This window comes from Nocardioides secundeburneus (assembly GCF_039939255.1).
GTDB lineage: Bacteria > Actinomycetota > Actinomycetes > Propionibacteriales > Nocardioidaceae > Nocardioides.
Map to the genome: position 1 here is coordinate 90,153 of NZ_JBDUUE010000005.1, position 20,613 is coordinate 110,765.

Consider the following 20,613-nt stretch of genomic DNA (forward strand, 5'->3'; position numbering starts at 1 on the left):
CAGGTGGTGGGACCTCTTACTGCTGCTCGGGGTCGGCGGCCTGCGGGTCGGCGACCGGGGTGGCGTTGCCGAGCCCGAAGTAGTCGAGCGCGGTGCCCATGTCCTTGTCGCCACGGCCCGAGAGGTTGACCAGCAGCGTCTGGCCCGGCCGCTGCTTCGCCAGGGCGACGACGCCGGCGACGGCGTGGGCCGACTCGATGGCCGGGATGATGCCCTCGGTGCGCGAGAGCAGGGCCATGGCCTGCATGGCCTCGTCGTCGGTGACCGGCAGGTAGGTGGCGCGGCCGCTGGCGGCCAGGTGGGCGTGCTGCGGACCGACGCCCGGGTAGTCGAGGCCGGCCGAGATCGAGTGGGACTCGACGGTCTGGCCGTCGTCGTCCTGGAGCACGTAGGTGCGGGCGCCGTGCAGGACGCCGATCGCGCCGGCGTGGATGGTGGCGGCGTGCCGACCGGTCTCGACGCCGTCGCCGCCGGGCTCGAAGCCGTAGACGGCGACGTCGGCGTCGTCGAGGAAACCGGCGAACAGGCCGATCGCGTTGGAGCCGCCGCCGACGCAGGCCGCGACGGCGTCGGGCAGCGCGCCGGTGAGGTCGAGGCACTGACGCCGCGCCTCGTCGCCGATGCCGCGCACGAAGCTGAGCACCAGGCTCGGGAACGGGTGCGGGCCGGCGGCGGTGCCGAAGAGGTAGGCGGTGTGGTCGACCGAGGCGACCCAGTCGCGCATGGCCTCGTTGATGGCGTCCTTGAGGGTGCGCGAGCCGCTGCGGACCGGGACCACCTCGGCGCCGAGCAGCTGCATGCGGGCGACGTTGAGCGCCTGGCGCTCGGTGTCGACCTCGCCCATGTAGACCGTGCAGTCGAGACCGAGGTAGGCGGCCGCGGTGGCCGAGGCGACGCCGTGCTGGCCGGCGCCGGTCTCGGCGATGACCCGCTTCTTGCCCATGCGCTTGGTCAGCAGCGCCTGGCCGAGCACGTTGCGGATCTTGTGCGCGCCGGTGTGGTTGAGGTCCTCGCGCTTGAGCAGGATGCGGGCGCCGGCGTGCTCGGAGAGGCGGTGCGCCTCGTAGAGCGGGCTGGGCACGTTGGCGTAGTTCTTCAGCAGCTGGTCGAACTCGTGACCGAAGGCCGGGTCGGCCAGGGCCTCCTGCCAGGCCGTGTCGAGCTCGTCGAGCGCGGCGACGAGCGCCTCGGGCATGAACCGGCCGCCCCAGGCGGACGCACCGCCGAACCATCCCTGCGCGTCGGCCGCGAAGCTGTCGTGCACCGTGGTCATGCCTCCACCCCCGTCATCCGGACGACGGCGGCCTGCGGGTCGCCGTCCTTGACCAGGGCCTCGCCGACGAGCACGGCGCGGGCCCCCTCGCTCACGAACCGCTTGACGTCGCGCGCGTCGGAGATGCCCGACTCGGCCACCAGCACCCGGTCGGCCGGCACCAGCGGCGCGAGGCGCCCGAAGGTGTCGGCGTCGACGGCGAGCGTCTTGAGGTTGCGGGCGTTGACCCCGACGAGCTCGGCGCCGAGGGCGACGGCGCGCTCGGTCTCGGCCTCGTCGTGCACCTCGACCAGCACGGTCAGGCCCAGCTCGCGGGCCTCGTCGTGCAGGCGGCGCAGGGTGTCGTCGTCGAGCGCGGCGACGATGAGCAGCGCGAGGTCGGCGCCAGCGGCTCGCGCCTCGACGAGCTGGTAGCTCTCGACGATGAAGTCCTTGCGCAGCAGCGGCGTCTCGACCGCGGCGCGGACGGCGCGCAGGTCGTCGAGGCTGCCACCGAAGCGACGTTCTTCGGTGAGCACGCTGATCGCGGCCGCTCCCCCGGCGGCGTAGGCCGACGCGAGCGCGGCGGGGTCGGCGATCTCGGCGAGGTCGCCCTTGCTGGGGCTGCGGCGCTTGACCTCGGCGATCACGCTCGAGCCGGGCGCGCGGAAGTGCGGCATCGGGTCGCGCGGCGCGGGCGCGTCGGCCAGCGCTGCGCGGACGTCGGCCAGCGGCGTCGCGGCCTCTCGGCGCGCCAGGTCGAGGCGCACGCCCGCGACGATCTCGTCGAGCACGGACATGCGAGGTTCCTTCGGGAAGCGTCGAACAGGGCAGTTGCCAGTGTCGCACGCAGGGGTCTGCGGGCCGGAGCGCAGGTCAGGGCGCGAGCCACTCCAGGCCGGGCAGGTTGCGCAGCACGGTGAAGGCGACCAGGGCGACCCCGGCGACGACGAGCAACGGGGTGGTCGCGGCCGACCCGCCCCGCTCGGTGCCGCGCCACGCGTCGAGGGCCCACCGGCCGAGGAGGAACACCACGACCGGGATCGCGACGACGAGGTAGAGGTTGCTCGAGGCGGCGTCGAGCACCCGGCCGTGGGTGAGGTCGTTGACGGCCCGCAGGCCGCCGCACCCCGGGCACGCGATGCCCACCGCGGCGCTGGGGCACAGGCCCCACGAGCCCCGCTCGTGCGGGTCGCGGACGGCGAGCGCGAGCGTGGCCGCGCCCAGACCGGCGATCGTGGCGGCCGGCCAGAGGACCCGACGGGAGCGGGCGACGTCCGGCTCGGACGCGACGACGCTCACCGGGGCCCGATCGTCGCAGGCGTCAGTGGTCGGACTCGTGCAGGCCCATCTTGGCCATCACGACGAACAGGAGGCCGGCGACCACGTTGAGCCCGACGCCGATCCAGAAGATCGGGTAGCTGATCGGGTCGAGCATGAGCCCGGCACCGCCCACGACGAAGCCGACCAGGCCGACGGAGACCGCCGTCCACGCGGCCGGGGTGTTGCCGTGGTTGTCGGACATGCAGGGCTCCTCGGGTCAGGCGTACAGCGGCAGGTCGATTCTAGGGGTCGGTGCGCTCGGTCCCGGCCGTCGGGTCGTGCCCGTCGTCCATCGCCTTCCACAGGTCGAGACTGCTCAGCTCCTCCGCGGGGGCCGCGGGGTCCGGCGCACCCGCGGCGGGAGCGTCGTAGCGGCGTCCCATCTCGGGCCACGACCCGACGCGGCGCACGCCGAGGGCCGCGGCCGCGACCGACGCAGCGCCCGCCACGAGGCCGAGGTGGGCCCAGGCGGTGCGCCCGACGTCGAGGTCGAAGCCGCCCAGGTCGTCGGCGGTGCGGCCCGGCTCGAGCAGCCAGGCGCCGACGGCGAATCCGAGCACCGCCAGCGCCGCGACCAGCGCCAGCCAGGCGATGCCGCGGCGCACGCGTCCGCGCGTGACGAGGACGACGCCCCACGACGCCAGCAGCACCAGCGCGGTCGCGGTGACCGGCGGCGCCGTCAGGTCACCGGTGACCGAGAGCGACGAGGCGAGCGCGGCGTCACCGCCGCCACCGCCACTGATGGAGACCCACTCGCGGTTGCCGAGCAGCGCGGCCGCCCCGGCGGTGACGAGGCCTGTGAGCACGGTGGGACCGAAGGTCGAGCGGGCCTTCGCGACCGGCTCGGGGCTCGGCTCGGGGCTGGGCTCAGGCATGCGGCTCGCTCAGCAGGGCGGCGTCGAAGCAGGTGCGGTCGCCGGTGTGGCAGGCGGCACCGGTCTGGTCGACCTTGACCAGGAGGGTGTCGCCGTCGCAGTCGAGGCGCACCTCGACGACGTGCTGCACGTGACCCGACGTGTCGCCCTTCGCCCAGTACTCCTGGCGCGAGCGCGACCAGTAGGTCGCGCGGCCGGTGGTGAGCGTGCGGTGCAGCGCCTCGTCGTCCATCCAGCCGAGCATGAGCACCTCGCCGGTGTCGTGCTGCTGGGCGATAGCCGGCACGAGTCCGGCGTCGTTGCGCCGCAGGCGGTCGGCGATGGCGGGGTCGAGGCTCACCGTCCCAGTAAAGCGCCCGCCCTGCCCGGTCACGAACCGGCGCCTTGTTGACTCACCCACGACCGGTGCAGGCCCGCGTAGACCGAGCCCTCCTGCTGCACCAGCACCGCGTGCGGGCCACGCTGGACGACGCGCCCCTGGTCGACGACGACGACCTCGTCGGCCGACTCGGCGGTGGAGAGCCGGTGGGCGATGGTGACGCTGGTGCGTCCGCTCATCAGCCGTTCGAGGGCGCGACCGATGCGCATCTCGAGGCGGGGGTCGACGGCGCTGGTGGCCTCGTCGAGCACGAGCAGGTCGGGGTCGGCGAGGTGGGCGCGCAGGAGCGCGACCAGCTGCCGCTCCCCGGCCGAGAGCGACTCGCCGCGTTGGCCGACGCGGGTCGCGACGCCGTCGGGCAGGCCGGCGATCCAGTCGCCGAGGCCGAGCTCGGCGGCGCTGGCGAGGATGTCGCTCTCGGTGGAGTCGAGGCGGCCGTAGCGCACGTTGGCGGCAATGGTGTCGTCGAACAGGAAGCCCTCCTGGGGCACCAGCACGACGCTCGAGCGCAGCGAGGTCTGCGCGACGTCGCGCACGTCGATGCCGTCGAGCAGCACCGCGCCCTCGCTGGGGTCCATCAGCCGGGTGAGCAGCTTGGCGAAGGTTGACTTGCCCGACCCGGTCTCGCCGACGATCGCGACGCGGCGTCCGGCGTCGATGGCGAGGTCGACGTCGCGCAGCACCGGCGGCCCGGCGGGGTAGGCGAAGTCGACGTGGTCGAAGCGGACGTCGACCGGCCCGCGGGGCAGCACGTGGCCGTCGGGCCCGGGGTCGACGAGGTCGGCCGGGGTGTCGAGGATGCCGATGACCCGGCGCCACCCGGCGATGGCGCTCTGGGCGTCGGTGAGGATCTGGGTGCCCATCTGCACGGGGCCGACGAAGAGCGTGACGAGGAAGGCGAAGGCGACCACCTCGCCGGCGGTGATCTGCCCGGCGAAGCCGAGCCAGATGCCGACGATCAGCACGCCGGCGTTGGCGAGACCGGCCGAGAGGCCCCCGAGGGAGAACGACACCGCGGTGAAGCCCTGGGCGACGGTGCTGGCCCGCTGGTGGACGGCGACGGCGTCGTCGATGCGCTGCTGGGTGCGCGCCTCGACGGCGTAGGACTTCACGACCGCAGCGCCCACCACCGGCTCGGAGATCGCCGACAGCATCAGCCCGACCTGGCGGCGCACGGTGCCGTAGGCGGCCGAGAGCTTGCGCTGGAAGTAGCGCAGGCTGAGGAACAGCGGCGCGAAGCAGACCCAGACGACGAGGGCGAGCTGCCAGGAATAGAAGACCATCACCACGGTGGCGATCAGCACCTGGCCGATGCTGATCACGAACAGCAGGCCGCCGAAGACGAGGAACTGGCTCACCTGGTCGACGTCGCTGGTGACCCGCGAGACCAGCGAGCCGCGGCGCTCGGTGTTCTGGGTGAGCAGCGGCAGGTCGTGCACGTGGCGGAACGCCTTGGTGCGCAGGGTCGCGAGCCCGCGCTCGGCCGTGCGGAAGAGCCGGCTGGTCATGAAGTAGCTGGCGACGCCGGTGAGCACGACCGCGAGGGCGGCGGCCAGGCCCATCAGCACCGTATACGAGACGTCGGGCCCGTCGGGGCCGTTGAGGCCCTTGTCGAGCGTCTGCTGCACGGCGATCGGCACGACGACCTGCCCGGCGGAGGCGAGGACGGCGAGCAGCAGCGTGACGCGGATGCCCTCGGTGAGCTCGGGCGAGTGGTGGACGCCGCGGCGGATCGTCTCGATGGCGCCGAGGTCCTCCCCCGTCGTCATCGCGGTGCCGGAGGTGGCCCGCCCGCGCGCGGCGGCCGGATCGGCGTGGGTGTCGGTCTCGGTGTCGGTGGTCACGACGCGTCCTCCTCGTAGGCGTTGACGAGGCGGGCGTAGTCGGACGACCGGCGCAGGAGCTCGGCGTGGGTGCCGCGGTCGACGATGCGACCGTCGGCGAGGTGGAGGACCTCGTCGGCCAGGCCGATGGTGGCCTTGCGGTAGGCGACGACGACCAGGGTGCTGTCGGTGTCGCCGTCGCGCAGCGCGGCCAGGATGCGCGCCTCGACCTCGGGGTCGACGGCCGAGGTGGCGTCGTCGAGGATCAGCAGTCGGGGACGGCGGACCAGGGCGCGGGCGAGCGAGAGACGTTGACGCTGGCCGCCGGACAGCGACGTGCCGCGCTCGCCGAGCCGGGTGGACAGGCCGTCGGGCAGGGCGGCGACGAACCCGTCGGCCTGGGCGGTGCGCAGCGCCGCCCACACGTCGTCGTCGGTCACGTCGGCGCCGAGGGTCACGTTGCCGCGCACGGTGTCGTCGAAGAGGAACGCGGTCTGGGGCACGATCGAGACGGCCTTGGCGAGCTCGCCGGGCGCGAGGTGGCGCAGGTCGGTGCCGTCGAGACGGATGGCGCCGTCGTCGGGGTCGACGAGGCGGGTCAGGAGCGCGGTGATGGTGCTCTTGCCCGCGGCGGTGGCGCCGACCAGGGCGACGGTGCGGCCGGGCTCGACGGCGAAGGTGAGGTCGTGCAACAGCCGCTGCCCGGGGGCGTAGCCGTAGTCGAGGGCGTCGACGTCGAGGCGGGCACCGTGGTCGCTCGCCGGCACGGCGGCGTCGCCGTAGGGCATCTCGACGGTGGTGCGCAGCACCCGGTCGACGCGCTCGAAGCCGACGACGCTGCGCGGGAACTCGCCGAGCAGCCAGCCGATCGAGCGGATGGGGAAGGAGACGATGGTGAGCAGGTAGGCCACGGTGACGACGTCGCCGGGGTCGGTGTCGCCGTTGAGCACCCGTGAGACGCCGACCGAGAGCACGACGAGCACGCCGATGCTGGGCAGGGCCGCGAGCACGGGGTCGAACGCGGCGCGGATGCGGCCGAGGCGGATGTTGGTGTCGCGCAGCTCGAGCGCCTTGCGCCCGAACCGGTCGGCCTCCTCGCCCTCGCGGCCGAGGGTCTTGACCACCATGGCGCCGTCGAACGACTCGTGGGCGATCTCGCTGACCTCGGCACGCAGCTCCTGGGCGCGGGTGGCCAGCGCCTGCGAGTAGCGCTGGTAGACCAGGTTGGCCACGACGACGGCCGGGAAGACCAGCAGGCCCACGAAGGCCATGACCAGGTCGGCGAGCAGCATCTGCACGATCGCGATGACCATCATCGCGACGGTGCCGACCGCCATCGGCAGCGGCGCGATGGGCCCCCACGCGGCCTCGACGTCGGCGTTGGCGTTGGAGAGCAGCTGGCCGGTCGGGTGGCGCTGGTGCCACTCCATCGGCAGCGCGAGGTAGCGGCGCGTGACCGCACGTCGGTAGTGCGCCTGGAGGCGGTACTGCATGATGCCGGCGCCGAGGCGCCGCGCGACGATGCCGACCGCGCGCAGGACCGCCACGCCGACGAAGAGCGCGAGCACCGCCCAGAGCATGTCGGCGCCGATCTCGCCGTCGTCGAAGGCCGGCAGCACGACGTGGTCGGTCGACCAGCCGAGCACCCAGGCATCAGCGACCGTGAGCGCGCCGAAGAGCACGCTGCCGATGGTCGAGAGCGTGAAGATCCACGGTTCACGCTTGATGGCGACCCACAGCACGCCGAAGCCGGCGGACGTCGTGCCCGTGCGTCGCGCGGCGACGTCGACGGCGTCACCGTCGTCGGTCTCGGGCGGGTGGGTCTCGGTGGTGGTGCTCAACGCTTCTCCTGACTGGGGCGGCCTCGACCGCCCGGTGGGCAACCTGCCGCCCTCGGCACGGTATTCCCCGCCACCGACAGCCGGCGTCGACCGGCCTCGCCAGTCAACGACCTCGAGTGCACTCGAGGTCAACCCGGACCGCTGCAGGTTCACCCGGTGCACCGGGTGAACCTGTCGTTCCCAGCCGTTGCCACCACCCGAGAACCCGGAGAGGTCCCTGATGACACCCGGGGCGCACGTCGCGCACCCGGTCGGCCCGGCGTGCGGCTCAGCGCACCGGGTGCCCGGCGGCGCCGAGCGCCGACTTCACGTCGCTGATGCGCAGGGTGCCGAAGTGGAAGACGGTGGCGGCGAGCACCGCGTCGGCGCCGGCGTCGACGGCGGGCGCGAAGTGGTCGACGTGACCGGCGCCGCCGGAGGCGATGACCGGGATCGAGACGGCGTCGCGCACGAGGCGGACGAGGTCGAGGTCGAAGCCGTCCTGCGTGCCGTCGGCGTCCATGGCGTTGAGCAGGATCTCGCCGGCACCGAGCTCGGCGGCGCGGGCGGCCCACGCGACGGCGTCGAGGCCGGCGGAGCGGCGACCGCCGTGGGTGGTCACCTCGAAGCCGGAGTCGGTGTCGGACGACGCCCGGCGCGCGTCGACCGAGAGCACCAGCACCTGGTTGCCGAAGCGGTCGGCGATCTCGGCGACCAGCTCGGGGCGCTCGATCGCGGCGGTGTTGACGGCCACCTTGTCGGCGCCGGCACGCAGCAGCCGGTCGACGTCGCCGACGGCCTTGACTCCCCCACCCACGGTGAGCGGGATGAACACCTCCTCGGCGCAGCGCGAGACGATCTCCATCGTCGTCGCGCGGCCCTCGTGCGAGGCGGAGATGTCGAGGAAGGTCAGCTCGTCGGCGCCCTCGGCGTCGTAGGTGCGGGCCAGCTCGACGGGGTCGCCGGCGTCGCGCAGGTCGAGGAAGTTGATGCCCTTGACGACGCGGCCGGCGTCGACGTCGAGGCACGGGATGACCCGGACGGCGAGGCTCACGAGCCCGCTCCCGCACCGGGCCGCGTGAGGGCGAGGGCGTCCTCGAGCGTGAACCGGCCCTCGTAGAGCGCGGTGCCGGCGATGGCGCCCTCGACGCCGTTCGGCACGAGGTCCATGAGGGCGCGGACGTCGTCGAGCGTGGTGACGCCGCCCGAGGCGATGACGGGCCGGTCGGTGGCGGCGCAGACGTCCCGGAGCAGCTGCAGGTTGGGGCCCTGCAGCATGCCGTCCTTGTTGACGTCGGTGACGACGTAGCGTGCGCAGCCCTCGGCGTCGAGGCGGGCGAGGGTCTCGTAGAGGTCGCCGCCCTCCTGGGTCCACCCCCGCGCGGCGAGGGTGCGGCCGCGGACGTCGAGGCCGATCGCGACCCGGTCGCCGTGCTCGGCGATGATGCGCGCGCACCACTCGGGCGACTCGAGCGCCGCGGTGCCGATGTTGACCCGGCGGCAGCCGGTGGCGAGGGCGGCCTCGAGCGACTCGTCGTCGCGGATGCCGCCGCTCATCTCGACGTCGATGTCGAGCGCGCCGACGATCTCGGCCTGCAGCCCGCGGTTCGAGCCGCGGCCGAAGGCGGCGTCGAGGTCGACCAGGTGGAGCCACTCGGCGCCGGCGTCCTGCCAGCGGCGCGCGGCCGCGACGGGGTCGCCGTAGGCCCGCTCGGAGCCGGCGACGCCCTGGGTGAGCTGGACGGCGCGGCCCTCGGTGATGTCGACGGCGGGCAGGAGCTGGAGGTACGAGGTCACGGTGACTACTTCCGGGTGATGAGGGAGACGACGATCGGGGCGATGAAGACGCTCAGCAGGGCGAGGAAGGCGCGGGCGGCCCACTCGGAGGTGCCGAGCCAGACGAGCACGTTGACGGCGAGCACGAACGCGATCACGAGGCCGGTCTGCTGACGCCGGCGGGCGGCCAGGGTGCCGGTCTGCGCGCCGCTGCGGCTGCGGCCGGTCCACGCACCGGGCAGCAGCCCGGCGGCGACGTCGCGCCGCGCCCGTCGCCGGGCCACCCGCTCGGCCTCGGCCTCGCGCGCCGCGGCCTGCTCGACCGCCGCGCGCTCGCGCTCGGCGCGGCGCCGGGCGCGCTCGCCGGCGGCCACTACCGCGCGCTCACAGCGACCCGACCCAGTTGCGCAGCAGCTGCGCGCCGGCGTCGCCGGACTTCTCGGGGTGGAACTGCGTGGCGCAGAGCGGGCCGTTCTCGACGGCGGCGACGAACCGGTCGCCGCCGTGCCGGGCGTAGGTCACCAGCGGCTCGCGGGTGTGGCCGGTGGTGACGAGGTCCCAGGTGCGCGCCGCGTAGGAGTGCACGAAGTAGAACCGCTCGGTCTCGACCCCGGCGAACAGCGAGGTCTCGGGCGGGGTCTCGACGGTGTTCCAGCCCATGTGCGGCACGACGTCGGCCTGCAGCCGCGACACGGTGCCGGGCCACTCGTCGCACCCTTCGGTCTCGACGCCGTGCTCGACGCCGCGGGCGAAGAGCACCTGCATGCCGACGCAGATGCCGAGCACCGGGCGGCCGCCGGCGAGGCGGCGTCCGATGATCCGCTCGCCCTTGATCGCGCGCAGCCCGGCCATGCACGCGGCATAGGCGCCGACACCCGGGACGACGAGCCCGTCGGCGGCGAGCGCGGTGTCGAAGTCGCCGGTGAGGGTGACGTCGGCGCCGGCCCGCTCGACGGCGCGGACGACGGAACGCATGTTGCCTGATCCGTAGTCGAGGACGACGACCGAGGGCGCGCCCTCGCTCACAGGTCCGCTCACAGGGCTCCCTTGGTCGAGGGGATGCCCGTCTCGCGCGGGTCGATCGCGACGGCGTCGCGCAGCGCCCGGGCGAACGCCTTGAACTGGGTCTCGACGATGTGGTGCGGCTCGCGGCCGGCGAGCACGCGCACGTGGAGGCCGAAGTGGGCGTGGTGGGCGATCGACTCGAAGACGTGCTGGGTGAGCGAGCCGAGGTAGGGCACGCTGCCGGGCACGTCGCCGCCGATGCGGACGTACTGCATGCCCTCGGGCTCGCCGGTGTGCACGCAGTAGGGCCGGCCGGAGACGTCGACGACGGCCTGCACGAGCGCCTCGTCGAGCGGCAGGGTGGCGTCGCCGAAGCGGCGGATGCCGGACTTGTCGCCGAGCGCCTCGCGCAGCGCCTGGCCGAGCACGATCGCGGTGTCCTCGACGGTGTGGTGGGCGTCGATGTGCACGTCGCCCTCGGAACGGGCGACGAGGTCGACCAGCGAGTGCCGCGAGAACGCGGTGAGCATGTGGTCGTAGAAGCCGACGCCGGTGGAGATGTCGTGCTGGCCGGTGCCGTCGAGGTCGACCTCGACCAGCACGCTCGACTCGGACGTCCTCCGCTCGATGCGGGCGGTCCTGCTCATGCGATCTCCTCCAGCACGGCGCCCAGGGCGCTCTTGAACGACGTCATCTCGTCGGGGGTGCCGACCGACACGCGCAGCCAGCCGTCGGGGCCAGTCTCGCGGATGAGGACGCCGCGATCGAGCAGCTCCTGCCAGACCGCGTGGCGGTCGGCGAAGGTGCCGAAGAGCACGAAGTTGGCGTCGGAGTCGGCGACCTGCAGACCTTGCTCGCGCAGCCAGACGACGAGGTCGTCGCGCTCGGCCCGCAGCGCGTCGACGTAGCCGAGCAGCTCGGGCGCGTGCCCGAGCGCGGCCGTCGCGACGGCCTGGGTGACCGCCGAGAGGTGGTAGGGCAGGCGCACGACGCGGATCGCGTCGCAGATGGCCGGGTCGGCGGCGAGGTAGCCGAGGCGGAGCCCGGCGGCGGCGAACGCCTTGCTCATCGTGCGGGTGACGACGAGGTTGCGGTGGGCGGGCAGCGCCTCCAGCGCCGAGGGCACCCCCGGACGCCGGAACTCGCCGTAGGCCTCGTCGACGACGACGATGCCGCGCTCGCCGACGAGCTCGCACAGCGCCCCGATGGCCTCGGGCGCAAGGGCGGTTCCGGTCGGGTTGTTCGGCGAGGGCAGCAGGACGACGTGCGGTCGCTCGGCCTCGATGAGCGCGCGGGCGGCGTCGAGGTCGAGGCCGAAGTCGTCGGCGCGTCGTCCGGCGACCCAGCGGGTGTGGGTGTCGCGGGCGTACTCGGGGTACATCGAGTAGGTCGGCGCGAAGCTGACCGCCGTGCGGCCGGGGCCGCCGAAGGCCTGCAGCAGCTGCAGCATCACCTCGTTGGATCCGTTGGCCGCCCACACCTGCTCGGCGGCGATGGTCGCGCCGGTGTGGGCGACGTCGCGCGTCAGGTAGGCAGCGAGCGCCTCGCGCAGCGCGACGTGCTCGCGGTCGGGGTAGCGGTTGAGGCAGGTCGCGGCGTGCGCGACCGCGGTCGCGATGTCGGCGACGACGGCCGGCGAGGGACCGTAGGGGTTCTCGTTGGTGTTCAGGCACACGGGGACGTCGAGCTGCGGGGCGCCGTAGGGCGTCTCGCCGCGCAGCTCCTCCCGCATCGGCGGGAAGGTGCTCATGGCTCGAACCGCACCCTCACGGCCGCTCCGTGACCGGGGAGGTCCTCGGCCTCGGCGAGCGTGACGACGTGGTCGGCCACCTCGGCGAGCGCCTCGCGGGTGTAGTCGACGACGTGCACCGACCTGAGGAACGCCCGCACCGACAGCCCCGAGGAGTGGCAGGCGCAGCCGCCAGTGGGCAGCACGTGGTTCGATCCGGCGCAGTAGTCGCCGAGGCTCACCGGCGCGTGCGGGCCGACGAAGATCGCGCCGGCGTTGCGCACCCGGGCGGCCACCGCAGCGGCGTCGGCGGTGTGGATCTCGAGGTGCTCGGCGGCGTAGGCGTTGACGACGTCGAGGCCCTGGTCGACGTCGTCGACCAGCACGACGCCGGACTGCCGACCCGCGAGCGCGACCTGGATGCGCTCACTGTGCTTGGCGGTCGGCACCTGGCGCTCGAGCTCGGCCAGCACGGCCTCGGCGAGGGTCTCGGACGGCGTCACCAGCACCGCCCCGGCCATCGGGTCGTGCTCGGCCTGGCTGATCAGGTCGGCGGCGACGTAGACGGCGTCGGCGGTGTCGTCGGCGAGCACGGCGACCTCGGTGGGCCCGGCCTCGGAGTCGATGCCGACCAGCCCGCGCACGAGCCTCTTGGCGGCCGCGACGTAGATGTTGCCGGGCCCGGTGACCAGGTCGACGCGGCGGCACGGGCCGGCCCCGTGGGCGAACATCGCGATGGCCTGGGCGCCGCCGACGGCGTAGACCTCGGTGACGCCGAGCAGGGCGCAGGCGGCCAGGATCGTCGGGTGCGGGAGCCCGCCGTGGTCGCGCTGGGGCGGCGACGACAGGGCGATCGAGGTGACGCCGGCGGTCTGCGCCGGGACGACGTTCATCAGCACGCTCGACACGAGCGGGGCGAGGCCGCCGGGCACGTAGAGGCCGACCCGGTCGACCGGCACCTTGCGGTGGACGACGCGCGCGCCCGGGCCGAGGTCGGTGACGACGTCGTGCTCGAGCTCGGCCGCGCAGGTGGCGCGCAGCCGACGCACCGACTCCTCGAGCCCGGCGCGGATGTCGGGGTCGAGCGCCTCGAGGGCAGCGGCGATGGTGGCCTCGGGGACCCGGATGTCGTCGCCGGCCGTGCCGCCGTCGAAGCGCTCGTTGTACTCCAGGACGGCCTCGACGCCGCGGGTGCGCACCGCCTCGAGGATGTCATGCACCGCCGGGACCGCTGCCTCGACGTCGAAGTCCGCGCGCGGGACGGCGGCTCGGTAGTCGAGCGTGGAGCGGTCGGCCCCACGCAGGTCGATAGGACGGATCATGCCCCCATCCTAGGGAGCCGTGGCCGGCACCTCCGACCGGACACCGGACGGCGAGAATCGCGGCCGGTGCGCGGGCGGGGCTCGCCCGGCCGGTTAGGTTGAGGACGTGAGTGACGAGCCCGGGACGACCCTGCCGATGTTCCCGCTGAACTCGGTGCTGTTCCCGGGGCTGAGCGTGCCGCTGCGGGTCTTCGAGGACCGCTACCGCGCCCTGGTGCACCACCTGCTGCGCATCGACGACCCGGCCGAGCGGGTGTTCGGCTCGGTCGCGATCCGCGAGGGCTACGAGGTCGGCGACCACGGCGCACAGTCGCTGTTCCGCACCGGGTGCCGGGCGCTGCTCACCGAGGTCGAGGCGCACGCCGACGGCACCTTCGACGTCGTCGCCGTCGGCCTCGAGCGTCTTCAGCTCGACCGGCTCGAGACCTCCGGCACGTTCCCGGTCGGCCACGTCACCCCGCGCGCCGACCCCGACACCGACGTCGACGACGACGTGCTCGAGCGGGCCCGCGCCACGTTCACCGCCTACCGTCAGGCGCTCTCGGAGATCCGGTCCGACCCCTACGAGGGCGCGCTCCCCCGCGACGCCACCTATCTGTCCTGGACGCTCGCGGCGTGCGCGCCGCTGCCGCTGCAGGAACGGCAGTCGCTGCTCGAGGCCGACGACGCCGAGGAGCGGCTCGTCCTCGTCACCGACCTGCTGCGCTCGGAGCTGCGGGCGATGAACGTGATCGCCTCGCTGCCGGCCACCGAGGTGGCCCGCACGCGCTGGTCGCCGAACTGATGGCGAAGAGGAAGGCCCCCGGCGGCACGCCCGCCACGGCGGCGCTGACAACGGCGGGCATCACCTACGTCGTCCGCGAGTACACCCACGACCCGCGCGCGACCTCCTACGGGCTCGAGGCGGCCGAGGCGCTCGGCGTCGAGCCGGCGCGGGTGTTCAAGACGCTGCTCGCCGACGTCGACGGCACGCTGGTGGTCGGCGTCGTCCCGGTCACCGGGCAGCTCGACCTGAAGGCGCTCGCCCGGGCCGCCGGCGGCCGCAAGGCCCAGATGGCCGACCCGGCCGCGGCCGAGCGGTCGACCGGCTACGTCGTCGGCGGTATCTCCCCCGTCGGGCAGAAGCGTCGCCTCGCCACCGTCGTCGACGCCACAGCCCTCGACCACGACACGGTGCTGGTCTCGGGCGGACGACGTGGGCTCGACCTCGAGCTCGCGCCGGCCGACCTGGTGGCGGTGACCGGCGCGAGCGTGAGCGCGATCAGTCGACCGTGACGCGCAGGACGCCGTGGGCGACGTCGTCCTCGGTCCACGACGAGATGCCGAGCGCCTTGAGGTGCTGCACGTTCGCCTCGAGCTCCGGGTCGCCGTCGTCGGCGGCGAAGGCCCGGGCGAGCCAGTCGCCCTGGTTGAAGTCGACGAAGATGACCTGCGAGGCCTTCTCGGACTCGCGGACGACGTCGCGGTAGTTCTCGCTGTCGCCGAGCCGGCCGTCCTGCAGCAGCCGCTCGTTCCACTCCGGCGACGGCCCGGCGACCGCGTGGTCGTCGTCGCTGCTGACGACGAGGTCGCCGTCGAGCTCACGGGCGATCTCGGGGTCGGCGAGCAGGCGGTCGGTGATGTCGGTGATGGCGTCCGTGTCGCCCTTGACCTTGACACCGATCGGCTGCGCGGCCGGGTCGGTCTCGAGCGCCTCCCAGTCGATGTCGCCACCGATGGCGAGAGCCGCCGACTCTCCGGCCAGGGTCTCGGCGTCGTCGGGGAACGACAGCCCGGTCTGCTGCTCGAGCAGCTCGAGCCCGTCGTCGAGGTCGAGCAGCCCGCCGCTGATGCTGTCGTAGTAGTCGACCAGGGCGGTGAACCAGCCGTCCTCGAAGCCCGCGCCCATCGCGATCGCGGTGTCGTCGGGCCGGGGGGCGCCGCCGTCGCCGCCACGGTCGGAGCCGGCCATCTCGCCGAGGCCGAACAGGTTCATCGACGCGGCCACCTCGACCTCGAGGCCGCCGTCGTTGGCCCGCACGGTCATCGCACCGCCCTCGAAGCTCTCGGCCATCTCCTGGATCTCCCCCACCTGCGCGTCGAGGCCGCTGCTCAGCTCGGAGCAGGAGGAGGCGAACGGGTCGGCGGAGGGATCGGCGGAGAAGGGCCCCGACGACGCGCCGCACTCGATCTGCCCGGGCCCGAACGCCCCGGCGAGGTCGGCGATCAGCTGACCGGCCTCCGGCGCGGCGTAGGCGGTGAGGAACCCGGTGTCGCCGGCCGCCTCGGTCCACTTCTGGAAGTCGGCGTCGCCGGAGAGCGGCTCGTCCTGCGCGGCCTGCGAGACGGCCTCGGCGATCTCGGTGGACTCGGCGATGACCGCCCAGTCGCCCTCGATCGCCCAGCCCCCGGGGCCCTCGTCGGAGCTGCGGCTGGGGTCGCCGGAGCCGGACGCGCAGGCCTTGATCTGGCCGATGCCGTCGTCGGCCCGGTCGGCGTCGTCCAGCTGGACGACGTAGACCGGCGCGATGCCGGCGTCGTTGCCGGCCAGGTCGGCGCCGACGTCGACCGCGGCGATGCCGAACCGCTCACCCAGCCAGGGCTTCACGTCGTCGTCGAAGTCGAGGTCGGGGCAGAGCCCGGCCTCGTCCTGCACGAGCTCGACGAACTTCTCGCGCAGGTCGTCCTTGCTCTCGATGCCGAGTCCGCCGAAGGACGGAAAGTCCTCGACGACGTCGTAGGCCTCGAGCTGCTGCTCGCCGCTGGGGTCGAGGTCGATGCCGACGTAGCCGACGGTCGAGGCCGGCAGTGCCTCGGCGGGCTGCGGACCGGTGGCGAAGGCGAGTTGGTAGACCGCGAACGCACCGCCGGCCGCCGCGACCAGCCCCAGGGCCGTGCCGCCGGCGATCACGGCGCGTCGCCGTCCGCCGCGCTTCGGCTCGCCGCCCGGCGGGTAGGGCGGCGGCGGGGGGAGGTGCGAGGCGCCGGAGCTGCTGTCGAGGAACTCGGGGCGGGTGCCGTCGTCGCCGGGGCCGGGGGGCGGAGGGAAGCTGCTGGTCATGGGACAACCCGCTTTCGAGTGCTGACAGGTGCTTGAGGGACGGATGGTACGACGGGTACCTACCCCGTCGGGTTCCGATTCATCCGTCACCGCAGTCTCCCGCGGTGACCGGTGTGGCCGCCTGAGCCCCGGTGCTCAGGCGCGGTGGGTGGGGGTGCCGGGCTGCTCGGCGAGGTCGACCCGGCGGGTCTCGGCGACCCCGGCCGAGACGCCGGTGGTCAGCACGTAGGTGCCGGCCAGACCGACGAGGGCGCCGAGGGGCCAGGCCAGGAACGGCGGACGACCGGTGACCTCGAGCAGCCCGGGCAGCTGGGTGCGGTCGTCGAGCACGAGCGCGAGCAGGCGCGGGTCGGGGCCGTTGGCGGCCGTGCCCACCTGGTAGGCGACGAATGCCGCGAGACCGCCCGCGAGTGCCACCACCACGAGGGTGGCCAGCTCGGAGCCGCGGCACGCCAGCGCGGCCACGACGCCGGCCACGACCATCGCCCCGAAGCCGATGACGGCGAACAGGCCCGTGCCGCCGAACAGGTGCCCGACGGCGTTGAAGTCGACGTAGAGCCACTGCCGCTGCTCGACGACGCCGAGCGGGGGGTCCCACACCTGACGCCACAGCCAGCCGGCGCCGGCGCCGACGGCGGCGAACAGCACCAGCACCGCCGCCGCCTCGACGAGGATGCGGGACCACGGCTGATGCTTCACCCGGCCAGACAACCTGGTCCGAGGAGCTGCTTCAAGTCGGCAAACAGGGCCGGGGTGGCGTTGACCCGCAGCCGGTCGTCGAGCCGCATGACCAACGTCTTCTCCCGGGTGAGCAGGCGCAGCCGCACCTCGGTCATGCCCGGGTGGGTGGCCAGGACGTCCTTGAGCTGGTCGACGACCGGTGCCGTGCACCGGGTGCGCGGCAGGCTGATGGTCACCGGGCCGGCCGGGCCCTCGTTGAGGTCGGGGGCCGAGACTTCCTGACCGTGGATCTCGGGCTGGTCCTTGCTCTTCGACAACCGGCCCTTGACGGTGAGGATCGCGTCTTCCTGCAGGTAGGGGCTGGCGAGCTGGTAGGCGCTGGGGAACAGCAGCACGTCGATGGCGCCGTCGAGGTCCTCGACGGTGATCATCGCCCAGGCGTCGCCCTTCTTGGTGATCTTGCGCTGCACCGAGGTGACCAGGCCGCTGATGGTGATGGTCGAGCCGTCGGCGCGGTCCTCGTCGAGCATCAGCTGGCCGATGGTGCAGTCGGTGCCTCGCGAGAGCACGTGCTCGAGGCCGAGCAGGGGGTGGTCGGAGACGTAGAGGCCGAGCATCTCGCGCTCGTGGCCGAGCAGGGTCATCTTGTCCCACTCGTCGATGTCGGGGATCGCCACCGAGACGCCGAAGCCACCGTCGTCGCCGTCGTCGAGCCCGGCGAACAGGGAGTCCTGGCCGATCGCCTCGTTGCGCTTGATGTCGACGTACTGGTCGACCGCCGACTCGTGGACGGCGACCAGCGCGCGCCGCTTGAGCTTCATGTCGTCGAAGGCGCCGGCCTTGATGAGCGACTCGAGCACGCGCTTGTTGCACACCGGTGCGGGCACCTTCGACATGAAGTCGCCGAAGTCGGTGAACCGGCCCTGCTCGGTGCGCGCGGCGACGACGTGGTCGACGACGTTGGCCCCGACGTTGCGGATGGCGGTGAGGCCGAAGCGGATGTCACGACCGACCGGGGTGAAGTCGGCGGCCGACTCGTTGACGTCGGGCGGGAGCACCTGGATCTTCATCCGCCGGCACTCGTTGAGGTAGATGGCCAGCTTGTCCTTGTCGTCCTTGGCCGAGGTGAGGAGGGCAGCCATGTACTCGGTCGGGTAGTTGGCCTTGAGGTAGGCCGTCCAGTAGGTGATGACGCCGTAGGCGGCCGAGTGCGACTTGTTGAAGGCGTAGTCGGAGAACGGCAGCAGGATGGCCCAGAGCGTGTCGATGGCGTCCTGCGGGAAGCCGCGCTCGAGCATGCCGGCCTGGAAGCCGGCGTACTGCTTGTCGAGCTCCTCCTTCTTCTTCTTGCCCATCGCGCGGCGCAGGTTGTCGGCGGCACCGAGGGTGAAGCCGGCGAGCACCTGCGCGATCGCCATCACCTGCTCCTGGTAGACGATGAGGCCGTAGGTCTCGCCCAGGACCGGCTCGAGGGCCTCGGCCAGCGCCGGGTGGATCGGCTCGATCGGCTCGCGGCCGTTCTTGCGCTTGGCGTACCTGTTGTGCGAGTCGGCACCCATCGGGCCCGGCCGGTAGAGGGCCGAGACGGCGGTGATGTCGGCGAACTGGTCGGGCTGCATCGAGCGCAGCAGGGCGCGCATGCCGCCGCCGTCGAGCTGGAACACGCCGAGGGTGTCGCCGCGGCCCATCAGCTCGTAGGTGGCCCGGTCGTCGAACGGCAGCTCCTCCAGCACGACGTCGAGCTCGCGGTTGGCCGTGATGTTGCTCAGGGCGTCGTCGAGGATGCGGAGGTTGGACAGGCCCAGGAAGTCCATCTTGACCAGCCCGAGCGACTCGCACATCGGGTAGTCGAACTGGGTGATGATGGCGCCGTCCTGCGGGCGCATCATGATCGGGACGACGTCGACGATCGGCTCGCTCGACATGATCACGCCGGCCGCGTGCACGCCCCAGTTGCGGATCTGGCCCTCGAGGCCGAGCGCGGTGTTGTAGATCGTGCGGACGTCGTGGTCGGAGTCGTGCAGGGCCCGGAACTCGCCGCCCTCGCCGTAGCGCTTGTGCTCGGAGTTGAACAGCTCCTTGAGCGGCACGCCCTTGCCCATGACGTCGGCGGGCAGCGCCTTGGTGATCTTGTCGCCGATGGCGAAGCCGTGGTCGAGCACGCGGGCGGCGTCCTTGATGGCCGCCTTGGCCTTCAGCCGGCCGAAGGTGGCGATCATCGCGACCCGCTCGGCGCCGTACTTCTCGGCGACGTACTGGATGACCTCGCCGCGGCGCTGGTCGTCGAAGTCGATGTCGAAGTCGGGCATCGAGGGGCGCTCGGGGTTGAGGAACCGCTCGAAGAACAGGCCGTGCTCGAGCGGGCACAGGTCGGTGATGAGCAAGGCGTAGGCGGCGATGGAGCCGGCGCCGGAGCCGCGGCCGGGGCCGACGCGGATGCCGTGGTCCTTCGACCACTGGATGAAGTCGGCAACCACGAGGAAGTAGCCGCAGTAGCCCTTCTGGGCCACGATCGTCAGCTCCATCTCGACGCGGTCGCGCACCTCCTGGGTGAGCCGCTCGCCCGGGTAGCGGGCCTCGATGCCGCGCCAGACCTCCTTGCGGAACCAGCTCTCCTCGGTCTCGCCGGCCGGGATGTCGGCGCGCGCCATGTAGCCGCCGGTGGACTCGGTGAACTCGACGTCGCACCGCTCGGCGATGGCCAGGGTGTTGTCGCAGGCCTCGGGCATGCCCCACTTGTCGGCCCACAGCTCGCGCATCTCGGCGGCCGACTTGATGTAGTAGCCGCCGCCGTCGAACTTGAGCCGGTTGGGATCGGAGAGACGCTTGCCGGAGGCGACGCAGATGAGGGCGTCGTGGGCGTCGGCGTCTTCGGGGTTGTTGTAGTGCGAGTCGTTGGTGGCCAGCGGCGGGATACCGAGCTGCTTGCCGAGCCTGAGCAGGTCGTCGCGCACGACCTTCTCGATCTGGATGCCGTGGTCCATCAGCTCGAGGAAGACGCTGTCGCGACCGAAGATGTCCTGCAGGGCGGCCGCCTCGGCGACGGCGGCGTCGTACTGGCCGAGCCGCAGCCGGGTCTGGACGGCGCCGCTGGGGCACCCCGTGCTGACGATGAGGCCCTCGCTGTGCTCGGCGAGGATCTCCTTGTCCATGCGGGGCTTGTAGAAGTAGCCCTCGAGGCTGGCCCGCGAGCTGAGCTTGAACAGGTTGTGCATGCCCTGGGTGGTCTCGGCCCACATGGTCATGTGGGTGTAGGCGCCACCGCCGGCGACGTCGTTGCCGCCCTCCTCCTTGAGGTCGCCCTTGCCCCACCGCACGCGCTTGCGCTCGCCGCGCGGGGTGTCGGGGGTGATGTAGGCCTCGATGCCGATGATCGGCTTGACGCCGTACTTGCGAGCCTTCGACCAGAAGTCGAACGCGCCGTGCATGTTGCCGTGGTCGGTCATCGCGATCGAGCGCATGCCGAGCTTCTCGGTGCGCTGGAAGAGGCCGTCGAGCAGCGAGGCGCCGTCGAGCATGGAGTACTCGGTGTGGACGTGCAGGTGGACGAAGTCGTCACCGGTGGGCATCGCGCGGGCGCTCCTGGGA

The 20,613-nt window shown here is 72.9% G+C and carries 20 protein-coding genes; 2 read left to right on the plus strand and 18 right to left on the minus strand.

The genetic code is table 11. The annotated features are described in order from the left end of the window. Window positions 1–16: 16 nt before the first annotated feature. The 15 genes from trpB to hisD form a co-directional block, all read right to left on the minus strand. Window positions 17–1,273: a tryptophan synthase subunit beta gene (gene trpB / locus ABFT23_RS14155; protein ID WP_347896235.1), complete on the minus strand. Its 1,257-nt coding sequence runs from the start codon at window positions 1,271–1,273 to the stop codon at window positions 17–19. Beyond that, on the minus strand, window positions 1,270–2,052 hold the full coding sequence (gene trpC / locus ABFT23_RS14160) for an indole-3-glycerol phosphate synthase TrpC (protein ID WP_347896237.1): 783 nt from the start codon (window positions 2,050–2,052) through the stop codon (window positions 1,270–1,272). Before trpC ends, trpB begins: the two co-directional genes overlap by 4 nt. Window positions 2,053–2,128: 76 nt before the next feature. Beyond that, on the minus strand, window positions 2,129–2,554 hold the full coding sequence (locus ABFT23_RS14165; protein WP_347896238.1) for a DUF2752 domain-containing protein: 426 nt from the start codon (window positions 2,552–2,554) through the stop codon (window positions 2,129–2,131). A gap of 22 nt (window positions 2,555–2,576) precedes the next feature. After that, entirely contained in the window at window positions 2,577–2,777 is a 201-nt protein-coding gene (locus ABFT23_RS14170) for an HGxxPAAW family protein (protein WP_347896240.1), read from the minus strand. Window positions 2,778–2,817: 40 nt separating this feature from the next. After that, window positions 2,818–3,450 (minus strand): Trp biosynthesis-associated membrane protein, encoded by a 633-nt coding sequence (locus tag ABFT23_RS14175; RefSeq protein ID WP_347896242.1) that lies wholly within the window; start codon window positions 3,448–3,450, stop codon window positions 2,818–2,820. Beyond that, a complete protein-coding gene (gene hisI, locus ABFT23_RS14180) occupies window positions 3,443–3,790 on the minus strand; it encodes a phosphoribosyl-AMP cyclohydrolase (protein ID WP_347896244.1) in 348 nt (115 codons plus the stop codon). Before hisI ends, ABFT23_RS14175 begins: the two co-directional genes overlap by 8 nt. A 29-nt stretch (window positions 3,791–3,819) precedes the next feature. Next, on the minus strand, window positions 3,820–5,673 hold the full coding sequence (locus tag ABFT23_RS14185; protein ID WP_347896246.1) for an ABC transporter ATP-binding protein: 1,854 nt from the start codon (window positions 5,671–5,673) through the stop codon (window positions 3,820–3,822). Then, window positions 5,670–7,493 carry an ABC transporter ATP-binding protein gene (locus tag ABFT23_RS14190; protein ID WP_347896247.1) on the minus strand — a complete coding sequence of 608 codons (1,824 nt, stop codon included), beginning with the start codon at window positions 7,491–7,493 and terminating at the stop codon, window positions 5,670–5,672. Before ABFT23_RS14190 ends, ABFT23_RS14185 begins: the two co-directional genes overlap by 4 nt. 268 nt (window positions 7,494–7,761) lie before the next feature. Then, a complete protein-coding gene (gene hisF / locus ABFT23_RS14195) occupies window positions 7,762–8,526 on the minus strand; it encodes an imidazole glycerol phosphate synthase subunit HisF (RefSeq protein ID WP_347896248.1) in 765 nt (254 codons plus the stop codon). Continuing rightward, complete coding sequence (gene priA, locus ABFT23_RS14200) at window positions 8,523–9,269, minus strand: bifunctional 1-(5-phosphoribosyl)-5-((5-phosphoribosylamino)methylideneamino)imidazole-4-carboxamide isomerase/phosphoribosylanthranilate isomerase PriA (protein ID WP_347896250.1); 747 nt, start codon at window positions 9,267–9,269, stop codon at window positions 8,523–8,525. The genes hisF and priA overlap by 4 nt, the downstream gene beginning before the upstream one ends. 5 nt (window positions 9,270–9,274) lie before the next feature. Further along, the gene (locus tag ABFT23_RS14205; RefSeq protein ID WP_347896251.1) at window positions 9,275–9,622 is read right to left on the minus strand and encodes a hypothetical protein; all 348 of its coding nucleotides are present in this window, start codon (window positions 9,620–9,622) and stop codon (window positions 9,275–9,277) included. A gap of 10 nt (window positions 9,623–9,632) precedes the next feature. Further along, window positions 9,633–10,286: an imidazole glycerol phosphate synthase subunit HisH gene (hisH, locus tag ABFT23_RS14210; RefSeq protein WP_347896253.1), complete on the minus strand. Its 654-nt coding sequence runs from the start codon at window positions 10,284–10,286 to the stop codon at window positions 9,633–9,635. Continuing rightward, complete coding sequence (hisB, locus tag ABFT23_RS14215; protein ID WP_347896254.1) at window positions 10,283–10,900, minus strand: imidazoleglycerol-phosphate dehydratase HisB; 618 nt, start codon at window positions 10,898–10,900, stop codon at window positions 10,283–10,285. Before hisB ends, hisH begins: the two co-directional genes overlap by 4 nt. Next, the gene (locus ABFT23_RS14220) at window positions 10,897–12,003 is read right to left on the minus strand and encodes a histidinol-phosphate transaminase (RefSeq protein ID WP_347896256.1); all 1,107 of its coding nucleotides are present in this window, start codon (window positions 12,001–12,003) and stop codon (window positions 10,897–10,899) included. The genes hisB and ABFT23_RS14220 overlap by 4 nt, the downstream gene beginning before the upstream one ends. After that, on the minus strand, window positions 12,000–13,304 hold the full coding sequence (gene hisD, locus ABFT23_RS14225) for a histidinol dehydrogenase (protein ID WP_347896258.1): 1,305 nt from the start codon (window positions 13,302–13,304) through the stop codon (window positions 12,000–12,002). The genes ABFT23_RS14220 and hisD overlap by 4 nt, the downstream gene beginning before the upstream one ends. 106 nt (window positions 13,305–13,410) lie before the next feature. Between hisD and ABFT23_RS14230 the strand changes: the two genes are divergently transcribed. Together ABFT23_RS14230 and ybaK are read left to right on the plus strand one after the other, a co-directional pair. Beyond that, the gene (locus tag ABFT23_RS14230; RefSeq protein WP_347896260.1) at window positions 13,411–14,088 is read left to right on the plus strand and encodes an LON peptidase substrate-binding domain-containing protein; all 678 of its coding nucleotides are present in this window, start codon (window positions 13,411–13,413) and stop codon (window positions 14,086–14,088) included. Then, window positions 14,088–14,579, plus strand: a complete 492-nt coding sequence (gene ybaK, locus ABFT23_RS14235; RefSeq protein ID WP_347896262.1) for a Cys-tRNA(Pro) deacylase — start codon at window positions 14,088–14,090, stop codon at window positions 14,577–14,579. The genes ABFT23_RS14230 and ybaK overlap by 1 nt, the downstream gene beginning before the upstream one ends. On the opposite strand, the gene ABFT23_RS14240 is transcribed toward ybaK, so the two are convergent. From ABFT23_RS14240 to dnaE, 3 genes are all read right to left on the minus strand, one after another. After that, a complete protein-coding gene (locus ABFT23_RS14240) occupies window positions 14,566–16,344 on the minus strand; it encodes a hypothetical protein (protein WP_347896264.1) in 1,779 nt (592 codons plus the stop codon). The two genes, ybaK and ABFT23_RS14240, sit on opposite strands and share 14 nt — an antisense overlap. Before the next feature lie 135 nt (window positions 16,345–16,479). Next, window positions 16,480–17,043 carry a hypothetical protein gene (locus tag ABFT23_RS14245; RefSeq protein ID WP_347896266.1) on the minus strand — a complete coding sequence of 188 codons (564 nt, stop codon included), beginning with the start codon at window positions 17,041–17,043 and terminating at the stop codon, window positions 16,480–16,482. Then, the gene (dnaE, locus tag ABFT23_RS14250; protein WP_347896268.1) at window positions 17,040–20,594 is read right to left on the minus strand and encodes a DNA polymerase III subunit alpha; all 3,555 of its coding nucleotides are present in this window, start codon (window positions 20,592–20,594) and stop codon (window positions 17,040–17,042) included. Before dnaE ends, ABFT23_RS14245 begins: the two co-directional genes overlap by 4 nt. Window positions 20,595–20,613: the final 19 nt, after the last annotated feature.

What these genes read in the sequence shown, in the direction of transcription:
- ybaK (WP_347896262.1), top strand. Translation starts at nt 14,088, where the DNA reads ATGGCGAAGAGGAAGGCCCCCGGCGGCACGCCCGCCACGGCGGCGCTG.
- trpC (WP_347896237.1), bottom strand. Translation starts at nt 2,052, where the DNA reads ATGTCCGTGCTCGACGAGATCGTCGCGGGCGTGCGCCTCGACCTGGCG.
- ABFT23_RS14220 (WP_347896256.1), bottom strand. Translation starts at nt 12,003, where the DNA reads ATGAGCACCTTCCCGCCGATGCGGGAGGAGCTGCGCGGCGAGACGCCC.
- hisB (WP_347896254.1), bottom strand. Translation starts at nt 10,900, where the DNA reads ATGAGCAGGACCGCCCGCATCGAGCGGAGGACGTCCGAGTCGAGCGTG.
- trpB (WP_347896235.1), bottom strand. Translation starts at nt 1,273, where the DNA reads ATGACCACGGTGCACGACAGCTTCGCGGCCGACGCGCAGGGATGGTTC.
- ABFT23_RS14170 (WP_347896240.1), bottom strand. Translation starts at nt 2,777, where the DNA reads ATGTCCGACAACCACGGCAACACCCCGGCCGCGTGGACGGCGGTCTCC.
- ABFT23_RS14240 (WP_347896264.1), bottom strand. Translation starts at nt 16,344, where the DNA reads ATGACCAGCAGCTTCCCTCCGCCCCCCGGCCCCGGCGACGACGGCACC.
- dnaE (WP_347896268.1), bottom strand. Translation starts at nt 20,594, where the DNA reads ATGCCCACCGGTGACGACTTCGTCCACCTGCACGTCCACACCGAGTAC.
- hisD (WP_347896258.1), bottom strand. Translation starts at nt 13,304, where the DNA reads ATGATCCGTCCTATCGACCTGCGTGGGGCCGACCGCTCCACGCTCGAC.
- ABFT23_RS14175 (WP_347896242.1), bottom strand. Translation starts at nt 3,450, where the DNA reads ATGCCTGAGCCCAGCCCCGAGCCGAGCCCCGAGCCGGTCGCGAAGGCC.